This is a genomic window from Stenotrophomonas sp. FR012, assembly GCF_047520565.2.
In the GTDB taxonomy this organism is placed as follows: domain Bacteria; phylum Pseudomonadota; class Gammaproteobacteria; order Xanthomonadales; family Xanthomonadaceae; genus Stenotrophomonas; species Stenotrophomonas sepilia.
In genome coordinates this window covers 240,344-259,261 of record NZ_JAXBQL020000003.1, presented here as the reverse complement: position 1 = coordinate 259,261, position 18,918 = coordinate 240,344, and the positions used below count along the sequence as shown (strand labels likewise).

The window sequence follows — 18,918 nt, the reverse complement described above, 5'->3', positions numbered from 1 at the left end:
GCGGTCGACCGCCCCATGCTACGACAGGGTGGGTCCCATAAACGACGAACCCCGGCCAGGCCGGGGTCCGTCTGCGATCTACACCGGCCTTACTTGGCGGCGATGACCTTGGCCATTTCCAGGCACTTGTTGGAGTAGCCCCACTCGTTGTCGTACCAGGTCACCAGCTTGACGAAGGTGCCGTCCAGGGCGATGCCGGCGTCGGCGTCGAACACCGAGGTGCAGGTCTCGCCGCGGAAATCGGTGGCCACGACCTTGTCTTCGGTGTAGCCGAGGATGCCCTTCAGCGCGCCTTCGCTCTGTGCCTTCACTTCAGCGCAGATCTCGGCGTAGGTGGCTTCCTTCTCCAGCTCGACGGTCAGGTCGACCACCGACACGTCCGAGGTCGGGACGCGGAAGCTCATGCCGGTCAGCTTCTTGTTCAGTTCCGGGATGACCACGCCGACGGCCTTGGCCGCACCGGTGGACGAGGGAATGATGTTTTCCAGGATGCCACGGCCGCCGCGCCAGTCCTTGTTGGACGGGCCATCGACGGTCTTCTGGGTGGCGGTGGCCGCATGCACGGTGGTCATCAGGCCGCGCTTGATGCCCCACTTGTCATTGATGACCTTGGCCAGCGGAGCCAGGCAGTTGGTGGTGCACGACGCGTTGGAGATGATTGCCTGGCCAGCATAGGTCTTGTCGTTCACGCCGAACACGAACATCGGCGTGTCGTCCTTCGACGGGGCCGACATGATGACCTTCCTGGCGCCGGCATCGATGTGCTTCTGCGCGGTTTCCTTGGTCAGGAACAGGCCGGTGGCTTCCAGCACCACGTCGGCGCCGACCTCGTCCCACTTCAGGTTGGCCGGGTCGCGTTCCTGGGTCAGGCGGATCTTCTTGCCGTTGACCAGCAGGTCGTTGCCCTGCACCGCTACGTCGGCCTTGAAGCGGCCGTGCACGGAGTCGTACTTGAGCATGTAGGCCAGGTAATCCGGCTCCAGCAGATCGTTGATGGCCACGATTTCGATGTCGTCGCCGAAGTTCAGCACCGCCGAGCGCAGGACGTTACGCCCGATGCGACCGAAACCGTTGATACCAACCTTGATTGCCATTTCTCAAGCTCCTGCAGCCGCGACGGGTGCGGCGGGATGGATAGGGCCCACAAGTCTAGCAGGCCGGGGCTGGCCACCGTGGGCCAGGCCGGGCCGCCAGCAGGTCGGCGGACAGGATTTGATCCGGATCAAAGCGTTAGCGCGGCGTGAGGCCGAGACTGTCGCCATCCACCCAGCAACGAGAACACCCCCATGCGCAAGACCTCCTCCCTGATCGTGGCCAGCCTGGCCGCCGCCCTGTCCCTCGCCGCCGCCCCGGCCATGGCCCAGTCCAAGGGCGACTGGACCGTTTCGGCCGGCGTGCACCAGGTGGCGCCGAAGTCGAACAACGGCTGGCTGGCCGGCGGCACCCTGAAGGTCGACGTCGACAACGACGTCAAGCCGACCATTACCGGCGAGTACTTCATCGCCGACAACCTGGGCATCGAAGTGCTGGCCGCACTGCCGTTCAAGCACGACATCAACATCAACGGCCTGGGCCGTGTCGGCAGCACCAAGCAGCTGCCGCCGGTGGTGACCCTGCAGTACCACTTCAACAGCAAGGGCAAGGTGTCGCCGTTCGTTGGCGCGGGCGTGAACTACACCACCTTCTTCAGCGAAGACACCACCGGTGCATTGGCCGGCAGCAAGCTGAAGCTGCAGGATTCGTGGGGCCTGGCCGCGCATGCGGGCATCGACTTCGCGATCGGCGAGAAGGGCGCCCTGCGCGTGGACATGCGCTGGATCGACATCGACAGCAAGGTGAAGTTGAACGGCGAGAAGATCGGCACGGTCAATATCGATCCGCTGGTCTACGGCGCTTCGTACGTCTTCAAGTTCTAAGCGGTGTGTTGATTGCGGGGGCTTCGCCCCCGCTCCCCCGCTGCACGCAGAAACCCTCGCAGCATGTTGCCCCGGTGATTGCCGGGGCTTTTTTGTTTGTGCGAGAAGCACCGGCTTCTGGAATTGGGCGGAGAGGGTGAGGTGATCGGGACACGCCGTAAATACGTCCCTGTAGGCTCGATCGCCGCATCCATGCGGCGAACGGTCCCGCTCACCTCACCCTCTCCACCCTTCCCATCTGCGCGCGCGTACCAGCTCAAGCAAAAGCAGCAGCAACGCCCGGTCATTCGAAGCGTAATGGTTGCCTGCAACTGCAGGAGGCCGATTCTGATCCCGCATTTGTTTTTAATCCTGCCTTTGACGTTTCCATCTGCCTCCGCGGCCATGTTTGGAGGGGAGCGCAGCGGGAGGGGCGGCGGGACCGTTGGTGCCATGGATGGCGCCATCGAGCCTCCAGGTACGGATTCACGGCGTGTCCCGCCGCCCCTCCCGCTGCGCTCCCACTTCGGAACAGGAACGCGCCGCTCTTCAATCCACCTACCCCGCTAGAATGTGTGCATGAAAGCCCTGCACTCCCTGTTCCTCGCCGCCGCCCTGGCGCCGGCCCTGCTGTCCGTCTCCGCCCCCGCCCATGCCTGGGGCGCGCAAGGCCACCGCCTGGTTGCCGAAGTCGCCGACGCCCGCCTCAACCCCGCCGCCCGCGCCGAAGTGGACCGCCTGCTGGCCACCGAAGCGGACGCCACCCTGGCCAGCATCGCGCCGTGGGCCGACCAGCTGCGCGCCAAGGACCCCGGCCTGGGCCGTCGTTCGGCCGGCTGGCACTACGTCAACATCGCCGAAGACGACTGCCATTACGAAGCACCGAAGCACTGCAGGAACGGCAACTGCATCGTCGAGGCCCTGAAAGCACAGAGCGCCATCCTGGGCGACCGCAGCCTGACCGATGGCGAGCGCCTGCAGGCACTGAAGTTCGTCGTGCACCTGGTCGGCGACATCCACCAGCCGATGCATGCCGGTTACGCTCATGACAAGGGCGGCAACGATTTCCAGCTGCAGTTCGGCAACCGCGGTACCAACCTGCACTCGCTGTGGGACAGCGGCATGCTCAACACCCGCAAGCTGGACGACGCCGGCTACCTGCCGCTGCTGCAGAGCCAGCGCGCGCCGAAGCTGGCGCGCCAGTCCAACCCGCAGCGCGACCCACAGACCTGGGCCGAGGCCAGCTGCCGCATTTCCATGCAAGCTGGCGTTTATCCGGCCACGCGTAAAATCGGTGACGAATACACCGAGCGCTACCGGCCGCTGGCCGAAGCGCAGCTGCGACTGGCCGGCGAGAACCTGGCGCAGTTGCTGAACCGCGTGCTCGGCACGCGCTGAGGAGAGTTCCGATGCCGGTCCAGGTGCAGTCGTTCTTCCACCGTGACAGCAATACCTTCAGCTACCTGGTCAGCGATCCGGCCAGCGGTGAGGCGGCGCTGATCGATCCGGTCCTGGACTACGACCCGGATACCGACGCCAGCAGTGAAGCGCCGCTGCATGCCGCATTGCAGGCCATCGAGCAGCAAGGCCTGCAGCTGCGCTGGCTGCTGGAAACCCATGCCCATGCGGACCACGTGTCGGCCGGGCGCCGGCTCAAGCAGCGCTTCCCGCAGGCCACGCTGGCCATTGGTGAAGGCATCCGCGCGGTGCAGGCCACGTTCGCGCCGCGCTATGGCCTGCAGCTTCCGGCCGCCGATGAGATCTTCGATCACCTGTTCAGCGACGGCGAAACCTTTGCCATTGGCGAGCTGCAAGGACAGGTGATCGCCGTGCCCGGCCACACCAGCGACAGCATCGCCTACCTGATCGGCGATGCGCTGTTCACCGGCGATTCGCTGTTCATGCCCGACGGCGGCACCGCACGCTGCGATTTCCCGGGTGGCGATGCCGCGCAGCTGTACCGCTCGATCCAGCGCCTGCTGGCGCTGCCCGATACCACCCGGGTTTTCGTCTGCCACGACTACGGCCCAGGGGGCCGTGATTTCGCCAACGAAACCACCATCGGTGAACAGCGCGCGCACAACATCCACGTGCATGACGGCGTGGCCGAGGCAGAGTTCGTCAGCGTGCGCCAGGCCCGCGATGCCACGCTGGAAGAACCGAAGCTGATGCAACCGGCGGTGAAGGCCAACATCCAGGGAGGGGCCTGACGTACGCCGGGCAGAGCCCGGCGCCATCGGTTTCCATCACGGACCGCGAGCGTTCATTTTCCCCGCGTGCGCACCACATGCTGGCCCTTCACGATCTCGAAGGTGAAGGCGTACTGCAGGGTGACCGCCACCGGCTCGACCCGTTCGGCGCCCCGGCAGTCACCGCGGTCGGCAGGCACCTTGCCAGCCGCGAAGTGGCAGACCGCTGCGGACGAGTACTTCCACATCGCCACGGCCTCCTGCGCAGCCTGCAGCAGGGGCGCATTCTCGCCCGCAGCACCTGCCGCGCACTCCGGGCGATCGGTCAATGGCAGGCTGCGCTCGACGACGCCGTTGGCATCAACCACCACCTGCAGGCAGATCGTGGTCGGCGCCAGTTCCGCACGCGGGTCACGATCGCCGACCTCCGGGGCCGGTGCCGCGTACAACTGCGGCATCCGGTAGCCCTCGGTCGCACCCAGCGAATATGCCTGCAACTGCCCACTGCCACCGCCCGCCTGCGGCTGCAGTCGCTGGTGGCCGACATTCTCGCTGCGGGTGTGCACGGTGGCCAGCCGTTCCTGGCTCGCACACCCCATCATCAGCGCCGCCACCACGAGCAGCGGCGCGGACTTCACTGGGCGTCCTCGCTGTTGTCCATCGCAAAGGTGATCGGAATCTTCACTGCGCCTGCCACCGGCTTGCCGTTCTTCATCGCCGGCCGATAGGTCCAGCTGCGCGCTGCGGTGATCGACACCGCGTCGAACACGCCCGGATTGGTGGCACTGAGCACCCTGACATCGGTGGGTTGGCCGCTGGCATCCACTTCCACGCGCAGGTTCACCACGCCCACCTGGCGCTCCTCGACCGCGGATTTCGGATAGGAAGGCGGTGGCATCTTGACGACCTGGATCTCCCGATCCATGACCGCCGCTGCCGGGCGGCCAGCCATCGCATCGCCCTGGCTGGCCCACGCTACTGCGCCCATTCCCAGGCACAACCCGACGACCAGCACCTGCCCCGATACCCACGGCAATGCCTTCCGCTTGGACTGCTTCAACATGGCGATACGCTCCTTCAACACGGGTTGGCTGCGCCAATGGCAGACCGCTGGCGCAACCGGGTGGACCAGCTGCGCCTTCAGCAGCGTGCTGGCGTAAAGCCCGCGCAGCGCAGGCTGCGGGGCGATGGTGCGGGCATCGCAGGCCAGTTCCTGGTCGCGCAGGAAGCAGCGTGCGGCCCAGGGCACCAGCGGGTGGAACCAGAACACCGCACGCATAAGCAGCAACGCACCATTGGCCCAGTGATCGCCATTGCGGCGGTGGCTGCGCTCGTGCTGCAGGATCAGCCCCTGTTCCTGTGCGCTGAACTGTTGATCGAAGTCCGGGCCAACCACGATTCGCGGCCGCCACAGGCCAACCAGTGCTGGCAGGCCTGGGTCACCACTGGCCTGCCAGCTGCCATCGGCGCGCGGCTTCAGCTGGCCCATGCGCCGTTCGAAGCGACGCTGCGCGCGCAGGTCGCGCAACAGGCAGGCACCTGCACCCGTCGCCCACAGCGCCAGCAACAGCCCACCCCATGGCAGCGACGACCGGCTCAGCGCATCGATGGCACCGGGCATCACTTTCAGCGGCAACGTCGGTACCTGCTGCAACAGCGCAACCTGCGGCAGCGGCAGCATCAGCGCCAACAGCAGCATCGGCAGCAACCACCAGCTGCGATAGGCCAGTCCAACGCCACCCAGCCGCAGCAGCAACGGACGCAGCACAGCCAGCATGATCACGCCTGCCGCCAGCCACAGGCTGGCCTGCCATAGTCCGCCGAGCAGCTCAGTCATGATCCAGCTCCTGGATCAGCTTCTTCAGTTCGGCAATGTCCTGCGCGCTCAACTGGCCACGTTCGCTGAAGTGCGCCACCAGCGGTGCCACGCGGCCTTCGAAGACACGGCCGATGAAGTCCCGGCTCTGCGCCTCCACCCACGCCTGACGCTGCAGCAGCGGCCGGTACAGGTAACGCCGGCCATCGCGCTCAGCGGCGATGGCGCCCTTGGTCAGCAGGCGGTTGAGCAGGGTCTTGATGGTCGGCTCGGCCCAGTCGCGGTGAGCCAGCGCAGCCACCACATCATCGGCGCTGCGCGGTGCCTGCTGCCACAGCACCTCCATCACAACGGCTTCGGCTTCGCTGATCGGGATCATTGTTTACATCCGTAATCGATAATCTGATTACGCGCGTAATCGAACCTCCTGTCAAGCCCCTCGACTCCGGATTCATCGGCTTTGCGCCAGCATCGAGCACTCCCGGCCGAGGCTTCGGATGAAAGCGCTTCCCAAGAAGGAATTCCCGGTCGAGCAGGCCCGACGCTTCCTCGAACCCGGCCCGATCGTGCTGGTCAGCACCGCCTGGCGCGGCCAGCGCAACCTGATGACGATGGGCTGGCACATGGTGATGGGCTTCTCGCCGTCGCTGGTCGCCACCTACCTGTGGAATGAAAACCACAGCCATGCACTGGCCGTCGGCAGTGGCGAGTGCGTGATCAACGTACCCGGCGTGGAACTGCTCGATACCGTGGTGGACATCGGCAACTGCAGCGGCCGCGAGGTCGACAAGTTCGCCCGTTTCGGGCTCGATGCGCTGCCCGCGCGCGAGGTCGGTGCGCCGCTGGTCGGGCAATGCCACTCGAACTTCGAATGCCGGTTGTACGACGACAGCCAGGTGGCGTCGAGCAACCTGTTCATCTGGGAGATCGTGCGCGCCCATGTTGCGTCCCGGCCGAAACTGCCGCGCACGGTGCATTACCGCGGCGACGGGCAGTTCATGGTGTCCGGCGTGGAAGTCTCGCGTCGACGGCGGTTCAAGCCCGACATGCTGTAATGCCCGCACTCCCCCGCACGCAGGACCGCCACGCATGACCGAACACCTCACCGACCTGGACGCCGCCGTCGACTGGTTGTTAGCGCGCGTGGACGGGCCGCTGCGGATCGGGGCACCGCTGGCGCTGGGCAAGCCACATCGGCTGCTCAACGCCCTGTATGCGCGCGTCGAGCACGATCCCTCACGGCCGCTGCAGCTGTATACCGCGCTGTCGTTGAATCCGCCGAAGGCGCGTGGCAACGGCCTGGAGGCACGCTTCCTGGCGCCGTTTGCGCAGCGCCACTTCGGCGACGATTTCCCGCGCCTGGCCTATGCCGATGCGATCGCGCGCGACGCGTTGCCAGCGCACGTGCAGGTGGAAGAGTTCTACATGCAGTCCGGCGCCCTGCTCGGTTCGCGGCAAGCGCAATCCAGCTATACCAGCCTGAACTACACCCACGCCGCCGATGCGGTCGCTCAGCGCGCACCGCAGGTGATCGTGCAGAAGGTGGCGATGCGGCCGAATGACCGCCGGCTTTCGCTGTCGTGCAACAACGACATCACCCAGGACACGCTCGATGCGATGACCGCGCGCGGCCTGCCGCGCCCGTTGCTGATCGCCGAGATCGATCCGCAGCTGCCCTACCTGGCCGGCTCGGCGACGGTCGATGTGTCGTTCTTCGATCTGGTGATCACCCCACCGCCACCGTACCCGGCGCTGTTCGGGCTGCCGCGGCAGCCGGTCGGCGATGCCGACTACGCCATCGGCCTGTATGCCAGCACCCTGGTGCGCGACGGCGGCACCCTGCAGATCGGCATCGGCACGCTGGCCGACGCGCTCAGCCATGCGCTGGTGCTGCGCCACACCGACAACGCGCGCTACCGCCGCGTGCTGCATGCACTTGATCCGCAGCTGGCCAGCCACCCGCTGGTGCAGGAGATCGGCGGCGTGGACCCGTTCGAAGTGGGACTGTACGGCTGCAGCGAGATGCTCAACGAGGGCTTCCGCAGGCTGGTGCAGACCGGGGTGATCAAGCGCAAGGTGCACGACGACCTGGCGCTGATGCAACGCATCGAAAATGGCAGCACGCTGTCCATCGACCATGCCACCCTGGCCGCCGAAGGCGAGTACCTGCACGGTGCGTTCTACCTGGGCTCACCGGAGTTCTACGAGTGGCTGCGCACGCTGCCGGAAGACGAATGCCGTGCGATCGGCATGCGCCGCATCAGCGAGATCAACCAGCTGTATGGCGGTAACGAGGCACTGGAGCGCCTGCAGCGCCGCCATGCGCGCTTCTTCAATTCCTGCATGATGGCTACCGCGCTCGGCGCGGCGGTATCGGACGCGCTGGACGATGGACGCGTGGTGTCCGGCGTGGGCGGCCAGTACAACTTCGTGGCGATGGCACATGCCCTGCCGGAAGCGCGCAGCGTGCTGATGTTCCGTGCCGCACGCGATGACAAGGGCCACCGGGAATCGAACGTGCGCTGGAACTACGGCCACACCACCATCCCGCGCCACCTGCGCGACATTTACCTCAACGAATACGGCATCGCCGATCTGCGCGGCCTGACCGACGAAGACTGCGTGCATGCGATGACCGCGATCACCGAAGCGCCCTTCCAGGGCGATCTGCTGCAGCAGGCACACGCCTCGCGCAAGCTGCTGGCGGCGTCCCAGCCCGACCCGCAGCGCCAGCAGCGCAACACGCCGCAGGCACTGGCCGCGGCACTGGCCCCATTCCGTGCCGATGGCAGCCTGCCGGACTACCCGCTGGGCAGCGATTTCAACGAGATCGAGCAGGTGCTGGTCAAAGCGCTGGCGTGGCTGAAGGCCAACACGCAGACCCGCAGCGACAAGCTGCGCACCGTCTGGGCAGCGCTGCGGCAACCGGCCGGCGACGGCGATGCGGTGTACCTGCAGCGCATGGGCCTGCAGGCACCGAAAGACTTCGCCGAACGCCTGGACGCGCGGCTGCTGCGGCTGGCGCTGGCGCGTACCGCCTGAGAAAAAGGGGACGAGAAAGGCCGGCTTGCGCCGGCCTTTCCTTTGTTGCGCCGAGAGGCTGCTTACAGCGCCTTGGCGGCCTCCACCACGTGCGCCGTGGTGATGCCGAAGTGCTTGTACAGCTGGTCGGCCGGGGCCGAAGCACCGAAGGTGTCGATACCGATCACGGCACCGTCCAGGCCTACGAACTGGCGCCAGAAACCGGTGACGCCAGCTTCCACGGCCACGCGCTTGCGCACCGCGTTCGGCAGCACCGATTCACGGTAGGCCGCATCCTGGCGCAGGAACACGTCGGTGGACGGCATCGAGACCACGCGGGTCTTGATACCGGCCGCATCCAGCTGGGCCTTGGCTTCGGTAGCCAGCGAGACTTCCGAACCGGTGGCGATCAGGATCACGTCCGGGGTACCGGCAGCATCGGCCAGCACGTAACCGCCGCGCTCGATCTGGGCGATCTGCTCGGCGCTGCGCGGCTGGTGCGGCAGGTTCTGGCGGCTGAACACCAGGCAGCTCGGGCCGTCCTGGCGGGTGATCGCGGCCTTCCAGCTCACGGCCGACTCGACCGCATCGCACGGGCGCCACACGTCGTTGTTCGGGATGTAGCGCAGCGAGGCCAGGTGCTCCACCGGCTGGTGGGTCGGGCCGTCTTCGCCCAGGCCGATCGAGTCGTGGGTATAGACGTGGATGGCGTGGGCCGGAATCAGCGCGCTCATGCGCACGCCGTTGCGGGCGTAATCGCTGAACACCAGGAAGGTGGCGTCGAACGGAATGAAGCCACCGTGCAGGGCCAGGCCATTGGCGATGGCGGTCATGCCGAACTCGCGCACGCCGTAGTACACGTAGTTGGCGTTGGCGTCGTCGCTGGCAACCGATTTGCTGCCCTTCCACAGGGTCAGGTTGGAGTGCGCCAGGTCGGCCGAGCCGCCGACGATTTCCGGCAGCAGCGGGGCGTAGGCTTCGATGGCCAGCTGCGAGGCCTTGCGCGAGGCGATCGTCGGGCCCTCAGCGGCCACCTGGGCGATGTAGGCATCGGCCTTGGCAACGAAGTCGGCCGGCAGCTCGCCGTGCGAGCGGCGGGTCAGCTCAGCCGCCTCCGCCGGATACTGGCTGGCGTACTTGTCGAACAGCTGTTCCCACTCGGCCTGGCGCAGGGTGCCGGCGCCATTGGCGCGCCAGCCGTCGTAGATCGCCTGCGGGATCTCGAACGGGCCGTACTCCCAGCCCAGCTGCTTGCGGGTGGCTTCCAGCTCGTCCTTGCCCAGCGGGGCACCGTGGCTGGATTCCTTGCCCGCCTTGTTCGGCGAACCAAAACCAATGGTGGTGCGGCAGCAGATCAGGGTCGGCTTGTCGCTCTGCGACAGCGCGGCCTCGATGCCGGCCTTGATGCTGTCCGGGTCGTGGCCGTCAACATCGCGAACCACGTTCCAGCCATAGGCCTCGAAACGCTCCGGGGTGTTGTCGGTGAACCAGCCCTCGACATTGCCGTCGATCGAGATGTGGTTGTTGTCCCAGAAGCAGACCAGCTTGTGCAGGCCCCAGGTGCCGGCCAGCGAGGCCGCTTCGTGCGACACGCCTTCCATCAGGCAGCCATCACCCATGAACACCCAGGTGCGGTGGTCGACCACTTCCAGCTCCGGGCGGTTGAAGCGCTGTGCCAGCAGCTTCTCGGCCAGGGCGAAGCCGACGGCATTGGCGAAACCCTGGCCCAGCGGGCCGGTGGTGGTTTCCACGCCCGGGGTCTCGTGGCGCTCCGGGTGGCCGGCGGTGTGGCTGCCCAGCTGGCGGAACAGCTTGAGCTGCTCGATCGGCAGGTCGTAACCGCTCAGGTGCAGCAGCGCGTACTGCAGCATCGAACCGTGGCCGTTGGACAGCACGAAACGGTCGCGGTTGAACCAGTGCGGGTTGCTCGGGTTATGGCGGAGGTAGTCGTTCCAGAGGACTTCGGCGATGTCGGCCATGCCCATGGGCATGCCGGGGTGGCCGGACTTTGCGGTTTCAACCGCATCGGCGGCGAGGAAGCGGATGGCGTTGGCCAACTGGCGACGGGTAGGCTGCGTCATGGTTCTGTCGGAATCGGGAGGCGGCCGCGGACGTGCGGGCGGCCTATTGTCCCACAGACCCGGGGCCGGGTTCAGGCGTAGGACCAGATCCCTTGCCAGTGAAAGGGATCTGGTCCCGCCAACCCATTACTTGGGCGCGGCAGCCTCGATCACGCCACACATCGACTTCTTCTGGAAGTCCTCGCCAGTGGCGTAGGTGGCCGGGGTGGTCTTGGTCACGGTGATCTTCGAACCCTTGCCCTCGGCTTCAACCAGCACGTTCCACGGCAGGGTGGTCTGGCCACCATTGAACTGGACGTTCTGTTCCAGGGTCAGCATGCCCAGGTCCTTGTCCACGCTGGCCACCTTCAGGCCCGACTTCACGCCCTCGATCTGGATACGCTTGAGAGCGTCGGCCGGGGTAACGTTGGGCACCACGTCCCAGGTGGTGAAGGTGCGCCCGGCGAAGAAGCTGCCGGCCTTGGTGTAGTTGGTTTCACAGGCCTTCTGGGCACTGGCGTCGAAAGCCAGCAGGCCCAGGGCGGCGACCATCACGTACGAAATCCTCATTTCTGCTCCCTTTCGCACGGCGCCAATCCCGACGCCTTCCATGCGTCGGGATAGTATCCATGGCATTCAGGGCGCGTTCAATCGAGGGGCGTGCCCAGCGCCGGTCCGTCATGCGACTCGCCCTTGGCCACCAGCGTGGTCAGGGCCAGGTCGCCGGTCACGTTCAGGGCGGTACGGCACATGTCCAGGAAGTGGTTCACGCCCAGGATCAGGCCGATGCCCAGCGGATTCACACCGACCATCGCGCAGATCATCGCCACCACCGGCAGCGAGCCCGACGGCACACCAGCAGTGCCGATGCCGCCGAGGATGCAGACCGCCATCACCATGATCTGCTGGCCAATGCTCAGGTCCACGCCAAAGAACTGGGCCAGGAAGATCACCGTCACGCCCTCGAACAGGGCGGTGCCGTTCTGGTTGGCGGTGGCACCCACGGTCAGCACGAAGCGCGACACGCGCTGCGGCAGGCCCATCTGGTCCGCCACGCGCAGTGCGGTCGGCAGGGTCGCGTTGCTGGAGGCGGTGGAGAACGCCATCACCGTCGCTTCCTGGGTATCGCGGAAGAACGACAGCGGCGAGCGGCCAGACAGCCATACGGCAGTACCGTAGGTCACGACCATGTGCAGGCCGAGCGCCAGCACCACCACGCCCACGTACGCGCCCAGGCGGATGATCAGCTCGAAGCCGAACAGCGCGGCCAGATTGAACATGAAGCAGGCCACTGCATAGGGGGCCAAGCGGATGACCAGGTTGATCAGGGTCATCGAGATTTCAAACACGCCTTCGATGGCGCGGCGCAACGGGGCGACCTTCTCATTGTCGGTCAGCACCATGCCGATGCCGAACATCAGCGCGAAGAACATCAGCGACAGGATCGCGCCATTGTCCGACGCGGCCTGCAGCACATTGCTCGGCACGATCGACAGCAGCATGTCCATGCCCTTCGGCGTGCCATGGATGCCAGCGACGATTTCCTTGCTGCGTTCGGCGTTCTCCGACAGCATCATCGCGGCGACCTGCGGATCCACGCCGGCGCCCGGCTTGAGCAGGTTGACCAGCACCAGGCCGATGCCCACCGCGATGCCGGACAGCAGCACGGTATACGCCAGGGTCTTCCAGCCGATGCGGCCGAGGGCGCGGATGTCGCCCATCTCCGACACGCCCATGATCAGCGCCGAGAAGATCAGCGGCACGATCAGCATGAAGATCAGGTTGAGGAACAGGCCCGACGCCGGGGTGGTGACGTAGTCCATGACCCACTTGGCACCGGCCTGCAGACCATCGACGCTGCCGCCCAGGGCGTGCACGATCAGTCCCAGGATCAGGCCGATCGCAAAGCCGATGCCCATCTTCCAATGCAGGGGCAACTTCTTCTTGTCGGCAGCAGCTGCTGTCATGCGCGGGTTTCCTCGAAAAATGAATGCACTCTAACAAAGCGCGCAAGCGGCGCCGGTTCAGGTTCGCCGCGTTGGATACAACGGCGCCAGGCCAGTGTCGGCGGCGCCGGTAGCCGCCGACCAGTGCGGTCCGTCACGGAAGACCTCGCGCAGGCGCGTGCGCAAAGGGGCCAGTTCGCCCTGCCCGCCCCAGCGCGCCTGCTGCAGGTCCAGCAACACCTGGCGCTGGGCCGGGTCATCCAGCCGGGCGATCACCTGCTCGATGCGCTCCACGCCCGCCATCGCACACAGACGCGCCTCCACCTGATCGAAACCCTCACCATCCAGCGCGCGGCGCAGTTCGGCCAGGCCCGCGCGTCCGCTCACCACGGTCGGCACAGAGGGCGTGCCGGCTGCAGGCGTCGCCACACGCGGGCGTCGGCCTCGCTGCCAGCCCCACAACAGGGTCAGCAGCCACAGCAGCGCCAGGCCAATGGCCGCCGCCATCCACGGCCACGGACGCTCGGACAGGCCGCTGGCGCGTGGATCGGTCGCGGCGATACGCGCATCCTGTCCATCGCTGCCCGGCAGCGCGGCAGCGGTGTCGATCGGTGGCAGCGCTGCCGGCGAGGCAGTGGCAGCGCCGGTACCGGCCGCAACGGCCAGCGTCAGGTCCGGCAGCTTGGCTTCCTGTGCCTTGCCGTTGCGCACATCCCACCAGGGCAGGCGTGGTCCCGGCACCACCAGCGAACCCGGCTTGCGCGGCACGATCGAATAGCGGCGGGTGATCTTCAGGCGCGGCGTGCTGCCGTTGAAGGTCTCTTCGTACTGTGCCGGCTCGGCAAACACCTGCGCTGCGTTGCCGACATCGGGGACCGGCAGGTCGGTGAACTGTGCTCGGGTGGCGCCTTCGGCAACCGCTTCGACCACCACGTTGGCTGCCTCGCCGGTACGGGCACTGGTGGGCGCGCTGGTGTAGCGCAGCTGCAGGCTCTGCAGGGGCAACCACGGCTGCGGCGCCTGTGCCGGCTGTGCCTGCACCTGCAACGTGCGGTCTGCGCCAGTGGCATTCATGCGGCCATCGCCGCCCCCGAAGAAGTCATCGAAGAAACCTCCGGCGCTGCGCCCGCTGAAACGCGCACCGGACAGCCGCAACGCGCCGCTGCGCTCGGGGATCAGCAGGAAACGTCGTTCGACCACGTTGTAGCGGCGCCCGTTGACCTGGCGCACATCTGTGCGGTCGTCGCCAACGCGCTGCAACGACGCGCCCGCCGGGGTATCCAGCACCAGCTCGCCGGAGGCCAGCTGCGAGGCGAAATACAACCGCACCACCACGCCCACGCTCTGCTGCACGTACGGCGTATCGTCATCGACAACGGTTTCGATGAAGGCCATCGCATTGCTGTCAGGCCTGGCCACGGCGGCCGCATCGACCTGCAGCGTCAGCGGCGCAGTGCGCACACTGCCCACCTGCAGGCCCGGTACCACCAGCGCACCGCTGCGCCGCGGCGTCAGCGCCACGCCATACAGGTTGCGCTGCTGCATGCTGCCATTGCTCCATTCCACCTGGCGGCTGCTGGTCTGGCCGCTCAGGTCGAAGTCGGTGCGCAATGGCGTGAAGTCGGGAGCGCCCTGATCGCTCTCGACATTAAGGATGACCGTATCACCCATCGCGATGCGGTCGCGGTCCAGCCAGGCGCGTGGTTGCGCCCAGGCCAGCAGCGGCAGCCACAGCAACAGCGCCGCCAGTACCGGCCGTGACCAGTGCCCGTGCATGTTGATCGCCCGCGTCATCGCCCTTCCCTCTTCCTGCGTTCGTTTTCCAGCTGGAACTTGGCCCGCAGCAGCGCGCCCGGATCATCCGGCACGCGCCGCATCCACGCTTCCACCGCCTGTTGCTCCTCGCGCTCGCGCGGCGTGCGGCCCTCCCCCCCAGGTACGGGTTTGCCGTCCTTGCCAGCCTCGGCCTCGCGTGCCTGCTGCATCGCCTGCTGCATGCGCTGGCGCTGCTGCTCATCGGCCTGGGCCTGTGCCTTGGCATCCTCCACCTGTGGTGGCGCCTGCTGGCCATCGCGGCCGCGCTCGCCGGGCTGCGGGCTCGACGGGTTCTTGTCGTCACCCGCCTTGGGCTGCCCCTGCTGGCCCTGGCCGGGATTCTGCTGGCCCTGCTGCGGCTTCTGGCCCTGCGGGTTCTGCTGGCCCGGGGCATCGTTCTGCTGCTTCTGCTGCCCGTTCTGCGGTGGCTTCTGCTGATCCTGGCCTTTGCCACCCGACTGCCTGCGCTTGCGCGCGGCATCGACCACGGCACGGTTGGCGACCGCATCGGCCATGCCGGGATGCAACGCCAGCGCGCGGTCGTAGGCGGCGATCGCTTCGTCGTAGTTGCCTTCGCGTGCCAGCGTGTTGGCCAGGTTGTACCAGCCGGCATCGCTGTCGATGCCCTCGAACTGCCTGCGCGCAGTGGCGAAGTCGCCGTTGCGGTAAGCCTGGACCCCCTCGGCCAGGCGCTGATGCTGCGCCTGGTCGCTACGCTTCCACAGCGTGCCCTGCGCGGGTTGCGAGGCCTGCGTCGCAGGTGCCTGCGCCTGCGCGTCATTCATCCATGGCACGAGGCCGACCGCGAGCACCGCGGCCAGCAGCGCACGACGGCGGAAGGCCAGCAATGCCAGCAGCATCACCGGCGGCAGCAGCCAGAAGCCTTCGTCACGCCACTGCTTGCCTTCGCCCGGCCGCTGCGCCGCCGTGCCTTCGCGCGCGTCGAGTACACCGAGCGCACGCAGATCGCTGTCATCGGCGGAGATGCGTGCATAGCGGCCGCCACCGGCAGTGGCCACCGCGCGCAGGCTGCCCTCATCCAGCGCAGCCTGGCGGATCTGCCCGCTGCCATCGCGGTAAGCCGCACCGGCAGGCGTGCCCAGGCCCAGCACCGACACCTGCAGGCCCAGGCTGCGTGCCTGCGCTGCCGCCAGTGCAGCTTCACCATCCGCCTGGTCGCTGACCAGCAGGATCTGCCCCTGCAGCGCACCGATCTGCCGCATCAGCCGTGTTGCCCAGTCGATGCCGCGGTCGGCACGCTGGCCATCGCGTGGCATCACGTCCGGCGACAGCGCATCCAGATACAGCGCAACATTGCGGCCGTCATCAGTCAGCGGCGCCACGGTGTAGGCATCATCGGCATACACCACCAGGCCCACCTGCCCGCCCTGGCGCGCGCGCAGCAGCTCGCCCACTTTCGCGCGCGCCTGCAGCAGGCGCGACGGTGGCAGATCGGTTGCGCTGATCCGGCTGGACAGGTCCAGTACCACCAGCAGCGGTGCGCTGGCCTGGAACATCGGTTGCGCCTGCTGCCGCCAGCTCGGTCCGGCCATCGCCAGCGATGCCAGTGTCCAGCCCAGCAGCAGCGCCCATGGCAGGCGCACACGACGCTTCGCGCCGGTGGCCAGCAGATGTGGCAACAGATGTGCATCCACCGCCTGCCGCCACGCATCACTGCGCCGTTGCCGGTACAGCGCCAACGCGATGATCATCGGCAGCGCCAGCAGTGCCCACAACCACTCGGGCCGCAGGAAGTGCAGCGCGTTCCAGTCGGGAAGATTCGAAGCAAACGCGATCATCGGCGACGCTCCGGCCACAGCCATGCCAATGCGCCCAGCAGCAATGCCAGGCCCAACGGCCACGCATAGCGTTCCTCGCGCGGGCGCAGGCTCGGGCCCTTTGCGGCCACTGGCTCCAGGCGATCGAGCTCGGCATAGATGCCGGCCAGCTGCGCGGTATCACGCGCGCGGAAGAACTGGCCGCCGGTCATGCTGGCGATCCTCTTCAGAGTGGCCTCATCGACCGGATCCTGGTCGGTGGAAATCGGAATGCCGAACAACCGCATGCTGCCATCGCCGCCAAACGCAACCGTGTGGATGCGCACGCCTTCGGCGCGTGCGACTTCCGCAGCGCGCAGGGGTTCCAGCACACCGGCATTGCTGACACCATCGGTCAACAGGATCAGTACGCGCTGCCCCTCCGGCTGGCTACGCAGGCGCTTGACCGCCAGGCCGATGGCATCACCGATGGCGGTCTCGCGCCCGGCCAGGCCGACCACGCTGTCGCGCAGCTGATCGCGCACGCTGGCCAGGTCCGCAGTCAGCGGCGTGAGCGTATAGGCGCGGTCGCCGAAGATCAGCAGGCCAACGCGGTCGCCGGCACGACGATCCAGGAAGTCGGCCAGCACGGCCTTGGCCGCGGTGAGGCGATCGACCGCCTGGCCGCCCAGCACCATGTCGCCCTCGCCCATGCTGCCGGACACATCCATCGCCAGCATCATCTGCCGCCCCTGCTGCGGCGGGGTGATGGCTTCGCCCAGCTGCTGCGGTCGTGCCAGCGCGATGCACAGTGCACACCAGCCCAGCCACAGCAGCAGCGTGCGCAGCCACGACGCGTCAACACGGCCGCCACCAGACAGGGCTTCGAGCTCGGCGGCAGCATAGGGCACACGCAGTGCGGCGCCGGGTTCTGCACGGCGCTTCCACCAGCGCATCAGCAGCGGCAACGGCAGCGCCAGCAAAGCCAGTGGCCATGCCAGCTGCAGGTCCGGCCATGGCCAATAGGTCGTCCACAGGTTCATCGGCGGCGCTCCAGCAGCATCGCCAGATAGCGTTCGCGGGCCCAGCTGCGCACAGCGGCCACGTCGTTGCTGTCGACGCGCGGGCGATAGGCGCCTTCGGCCAACAGGCTGCGGCGCGCATCGGGCAACGTGCCCTGCGGGTCCAGGCGTTGCCACCAGGCGTCATCGCGCAGTGATTCGCTGCCCGGCTTCGCATGGCGTGCGGCACGGCGCAGCAGTCCCGCGATGGCCGCCAGTTCGGCCGTAGCGTCGGGGGCGATTGCCAGTTCCTGATCGAACAGCTGCAACCAGCGCTGGCGGCGGCGGCGACGTCGCCACATCACTACGGCGATCACCAGCAGCAACAGCACGACCACCGCGCCGATCATCAGGTAACCAGGGGCTGGCGGCCACCATGACGGTGCTGGCGGCAGCTGCACATCGCGCAACGGCAGCGCGGCGCTCATGCCGGCACCTCGGTCGGCGACGGCGCCAGCCAGGCGTCGCTGGGCGCATCGGTAGACAGCACCTGTACGTCGACACGGCGTGCGCCGAGCTGGCGCCGCAGTTCCTGCAGCGGTTGGACGAAGTGTGCCTGCCAATGGGCCTGCACTTCACTGCGACGCAGGTCGAGGCCGATGCGCTGCTGTGCGGTCTGGAACTGCAACGCCGCCGAGGGGGGGTGCAGTTCCAGTGGATCGACCAGCAGCACCAGGCTGAGGTCGTGATGCTGGGCCAGCGCGCTCCAGCGCGCGGGCGGAATGCGGATGGCCTGCTGCGGATCGGCCAGCACCAGCATGCGTGCCCCCGGGCGCAGCACGCGACCGGCATGGTCCAGCGCGCGCTCCAGGCCCAGATCGTCGGCTGGCGGCTGTACGTACCAGCGGGTCAGCGCGTCGAGCACGCGCAGCACGCCGCGTGGCCCACCTGCCGGAGCGATCGGCGCTTCGCGGTCGCTGCCACGCAATGCGCCCACGCGGTCGCCACGGCGCTGCGCCGACCACGCGGCAACAGCACCGGCGCGTGCGGCCTGCACCGATTTGAAGCGCACGCGGGTGCCGAAGTACAGCGCCGGCGAGGTATCGGCCACGATCAGGCTGACCCGTTCGCGTTCGGCCTGGAACAGTTTGGTATGGGCGCGACCGGTGCGCGCCGTCACACGCCAATCGATGTGGCGCGCGTCGTCGCCGGCCACGTATTCGCGCGACTCGGCGTACTCCATGCCGCGGCCGCGCAGCGGGGACGGTGCCTGGCCCGCGTTGCCGGTGCGGCCACGGCGCGGCGGCGGCGGACGCTGTGCCAGCCGGCGCAGCGCGACCAGTTCGGCCAGCTGCGGGCGCAGCCCGTCACCTTCGAGCGCAGACGGTGCCTGTTCCACGGATGGATCGGTCATGCGC

General features: G+C 67.4%; 17 protein-coding genes. 5 read left to right on the top strand and 12 right to left on the bottom strand.

The genetic code is table 11. The annotated features are described in order from the left end of the window. Positions 1–89: 89 nt before the first annotated feature. Entirely contained in the window at positions 90–1,094 is a 1,005-nt protein-coding gene (gene gap / locus ACM0O9_RS07380; protein WP_005418885.1) for a type I glyceraldehyde-3-phosphate dehydrogenase, read from the bottom strand. 192 nt (positions 1,095–1,286) lie between these two features. On the opposite strand from gap, the gene ACM0O9_RS07375 reads away from it, so the two are divergent. The 3 genes from ACM0O9_RS07375 (at position 1,287) to ACM0O9_RS07365 (ending at position 4,105) form a co-directional block, all read left to right on the top strand. Beyond that, positions 1,287–1,916, top strand: a complete 630-nt coding sequence (locus tag ACM0O9_RS07375; RefSeq protein ID WP_005418891.1) for an OmpW/AlkL family protein — start codon at positions 1,287–1,289, stop codon at positions 1,914–1,916. A 558-nt stretch (positions 1,917–2,474) separates the two neighbouring features. Beyond that, positions 2,475–3,293: a S1/P1 nuclease gene (locus tag ACM0O9_RS07370; protein WP_111201929.1), complete on the top strand. Its 819-nt coding sequence runs from the start codon at positions 2,475–2,477 to the stop codon at positions 3,291–3,293. Positions 3,294–3,304: 11 nt separating this feature from the next. Further along, on the top strand, positions 3,305–4,105 hold the full coding sequence (locus ACM0O9_RS07365; RefSeq protein ID WP_005418893.1) for an MBL fold metallo-hydrolase: 801 nt from the start codon (positions 3,305–3,307) through the stop codon (positions 4,103–4,105). A gap of 53 nt (positions 4,106–4,158) precedes the next feature. Here ACM0O9_RS07365 and ACM0O9_RS07360 read toward each other — a convergent pair whose 3' ends face one another. From ACM0O9_RS07360 to ACM0O9_RS07350, 3 genes are read right to left on the bottom strand one after another with little or no spacing between them, the layout of a single operon-like run. Next, positions 4,159–4,722: a hypothetical protein gene (locus ACM0O9_RS07360; RefSeq protein WP_065179073.1), complete on the bottom strand. Its 564-nt coding sequence runs from the start codon at positions 4,720–4,722 to the stop codon at positions 4,159–4,161. After that, complete coding sequence (locus tag ACM0O9_RS07355; RefSeq protein ID WP_414604152.1) at positions 4,719–5,921, bottom strand: M56 family metallopeptidase; 1,203 nt, start codon at positions 5,919–5,921, stop codon at positions 4,719–4,721. Before ACM0O9_RS07355 ends, ACM0O9_RS07360 begins: the two co-directional genes overlap by 4 nt. After that, entirely contained in the window at positions 5,914–6,279 is a 366-nt protein-coding gene (locus tag ACM0O9_RS07350; protein WP_065179075.1) for a BlaI/MecI/CopY family transcriptional regulator, read from the bottom strand. Before ACM0O9_RS07350 ends, ACM0O9_RS07355 begins: the two co-directional genes overlap by 8 nt. Before the next feature lie 118 nt (positions 6,280–6,397). Between ACM0O9_RS07350 and ACM0O9_RS07345 the strand changes: the two genes are divergently transcribed. Further along, positions 6,398–6,955, top strand: coding sequence for a flavin reductase family protein (locus ACM0O9_RS07345; RefSeq protein ID WP_065179076.1), 558 nt, complete (start codon positions 6,398–6,400; stop codon positions 6,953–6,955). Positions 6,956–6,989: 34 nt separating this feature from the next. Next, positions 6,990–8,942 (top strand): acetyl-CoA hydrolase/transferase C-terminal domain-containing protein, encoded by a 1,953-nt coding sequence (locus tag ACM0O9_RS07340; protein ID WP_065179077.1) that lies wholly within the window; start codon positions 6,990–6,992, stop codon positions 8,940–8,942. Positions 8,943–9,004: 62 nt separating this feature from the next. On the opposite strand, the gene tkt is transcribed toward ACM0O9_RS07340, so the two are convergent. From tkt to ACM0O9_RS07300, 8 genes are all read right to left on the bottom strand, one after another. Next, a complete protein-coding gene (gene tkt, locus ACM0O9_RS07335) occupies positions 9,005–11,002 on the bottom strand; it encodes a transketolase (protein WP_134709382.1) in 1,998 nt (665 codons plus the stop codon). 126 nt (positions 11,003–11,128) lie between these two features. Next, on the bottom strand, positions 11,129–11,551 hold the full coding sequence (locus ACM0O9_RS07330; RefSeq protein ID WP_235649144.1) for a hypothetical protein: 423 nt from the start codon (positions 11,549–11,551) through the stop codon (positions 11,129–11,131). A 77-nt stretch (positions 11,552–11,628) separates the two neighbouring features. Beyond that, on the bottom strand, positions 11,629–12,948 hold the full coding sequence (locus ACM0O9_RS07325) for a dicarboxylate/amino acid:cation symporter (protein ID WP_065185312.1): 1,320 nt from the start codon (positions 12,946–12,948) through the stop codon (positions 11,629–11,631). A 57-nt stretch (positions 12,949–13,005) separates the two neighbouring features. Further along, the gene (locus tag ACM0O9_RS07320; RefSeq protein ID WP_414604153.1) at positions 13,006–14,721 is read right to left on the bottom strand and encodes a BatD family protein; all 1,716 of its coding nucleotides are present in this window, start codon (positions 14,719–14,721) and stop codon (positions 13,006–13,008) included. Beyond that, positions 14,718–16,541: a VWA domain-containing protein gene (locus ACM0O9_RS07315; RefSeq protein WP_414604154.1), complete on the bottom strand. Its 1,824-nt coding sequence runs from the start codon at positions 16,539–16,541 to the stop codon at positions 14,718–14,720. The genes ACM0O9_RS07320 and ACM0O9_RS07315 overlap by 4 nt, the downstream gene beginning before the upstream one ends. Then, complete coding sequence (locus ACM0O9_RS07310; RefSeq protein WP_138952628.1) at positions 16,538–17,542, bottom strand: vWA domain-containing protein; 1,005 nt, start codon at positions 17,540–17,542, stop codon at positions 16,538–16,540. The genes ACM0O9_RS07315 and ACM0O9_RS07310 overlap by 4 nt, the downstream gene beginning before the upstream one ends. Beyond that, positions 17,539–17,988 (bottom strand): DUF4381 family protein, encoded by a 450-nt coding sequence (locus ACM0O9_RS07305; RefSeq protein ID WP_005418904.1) that lies wholly within the window; start codon positions 17,986–17,988, stop codon positions 17,539–17,541. The genes ACM0O9_RS07310 and ACM0O9_RS07305 overlap by 4 nt, the downstream gene beginning before the upstream one ends. Next, positions 17,985–18,914 carry a DUF58 domain-containing protein gene (locus ACM0O9_RS07300; protein ID WP_414604155.1) on the bottom strand — a complete coding sequence of 310 codons (930 nt, stop codon included), beginning with the start codon at positions 18,912–18,914 and terminating at the stop codon, positions 17,985–17,987. The genes ACM0O9_RS07305 and ACM0O9_RS07300 overlap by 4 nt, the downstream gene beginning before the upstream one ends. Positions 18,915–18,918: the final 4 nt, after the last annotated feature.

What these genes read in the sequence shown, in the direction of transcription:
- ACM0O9_RS07340 (WP_065179077.1), top strand. Translation starts at nt 6,990, where the DNA reads ATGACCGAACACCTCACCGACCTGGACGCCGCCGTCGACTGGTTGTTA.
- ACM0O9_RS07370 (WP_111201929.1), top strand. Translation starts at nt 2,475, where the DNA reads ATGAAAGCCCTGCACTCCCTGTTCCTCGCCGCCGCCCTGGCGCCGGCC.
- ACM0O9_RS07350 (WP_065179075.1), bottom strand. Translation starts at nt 6,279, where the DNA reads ATGATCCCGATCAGCGAAGCCGAAGCCGTTGTGATGGAGGTGCTGTGG.
- gap (WP_005418885.1), bottom strand. Translation starts at nt 1,094, where the DNA reads ATGGCAATCAAGGTTGGTATCAACGGTTTCGGTCGCATCGGGCGTAAC.
- ACM0O9_RS07345 (WP_065179076.1), top strand. Translation starts at nt 6,398, where the DNA reads ATGAAAGCGCTTCCCAAGAAGGAATTCCCGGTCGAGCAGGCCCGACGC.
- tkt (WP_134709382.1), bottom strand. Translation starts at nt 11,002, where the DNA reads ATGACGCAGCCTACCCGTCGCCAGTTGGCCAACGCCATCCGCTTCCTC.
- ACM0O9_RS07330 (WP_235649144.1), bottom strand. Translation starts at nt 11,551, where the DNA reads ATGAGGATTTCGTACGTGATGGTCGCCGCCCTGGGCCTGCTGGCTTTC.
- ACM0O9_RS07315 (WP_414604154.1), bottom strand. Translation starts at nt 16,541, where the DNA reads ATGATCGCGTTTGCTTCGAATCTTCCCGACTGGAACGCGCTGCACTTC.
- ACM0O9_RS07300 (WP_414604155.1), bottom strand. Translation starts at nt 18,914, where the DNA reads ATGACCGATCCATCCGTGGAACAGGCACCGTCTGCGCTCGAAGGTGAC.
- ACM0O9_RS07375 (WP_005418891.1), top strand. Translation starts at nt 1,287, where the DNA reads ATGCGCAAGACCTCCTCCCTGATCGTGGCCAGCCTGGCCGCCGCCCTG.
- ACM0O9_RS07310 (WP_138952628.1), bottom strand. Translation starts at nt 17,542, where the DNA reads ATGAACCTGTGGACGACCTATTGGCCATGGCCGGACCTGCAGCTGGCA.
- ACM0O9_RS07325 (WP_065185312.1), bottom strand. Translation starts at nt 12,948, where the DNA reads ATGACAGCAGCTGCTGCCGACAAGAAGAAGTTGCCCCTGCATTGGAAG.
- ACM0O9_RS07365 (WP_005418893.1), top strand. Translation starts at nt 3,305, where the DNA reads ATGCCGGTCCAGGTGCAGTCGTTCTTCCACCGTGACAGCAATACCTTC.
- ACM0O9_RS07305 (WP_005418904.1), bottom strand. Translation starts at nt 17,988, where the DNA reads ATGAGCGCCGCGCTGCCGTTGCGCGATGTGCAGCTGCCGCCAGCACCG.
- ACM0O9_RS07355 (WP_414604152.1), bottom strand. Translation starts at nt 5,921, where the DNA reads ATGACTGAGCTGCTCGGCGGACTATGGCAGGCCAGCCTGTGGCTGGCG.
- ACM0O9_RS07320 (WP_414604153.1), bottom strand. Translation starts at nt 14,721, where the DNA reads ATGACGCGGGCGATCAACATGCACGGGCACTGGTCACGGCCGGTACTG.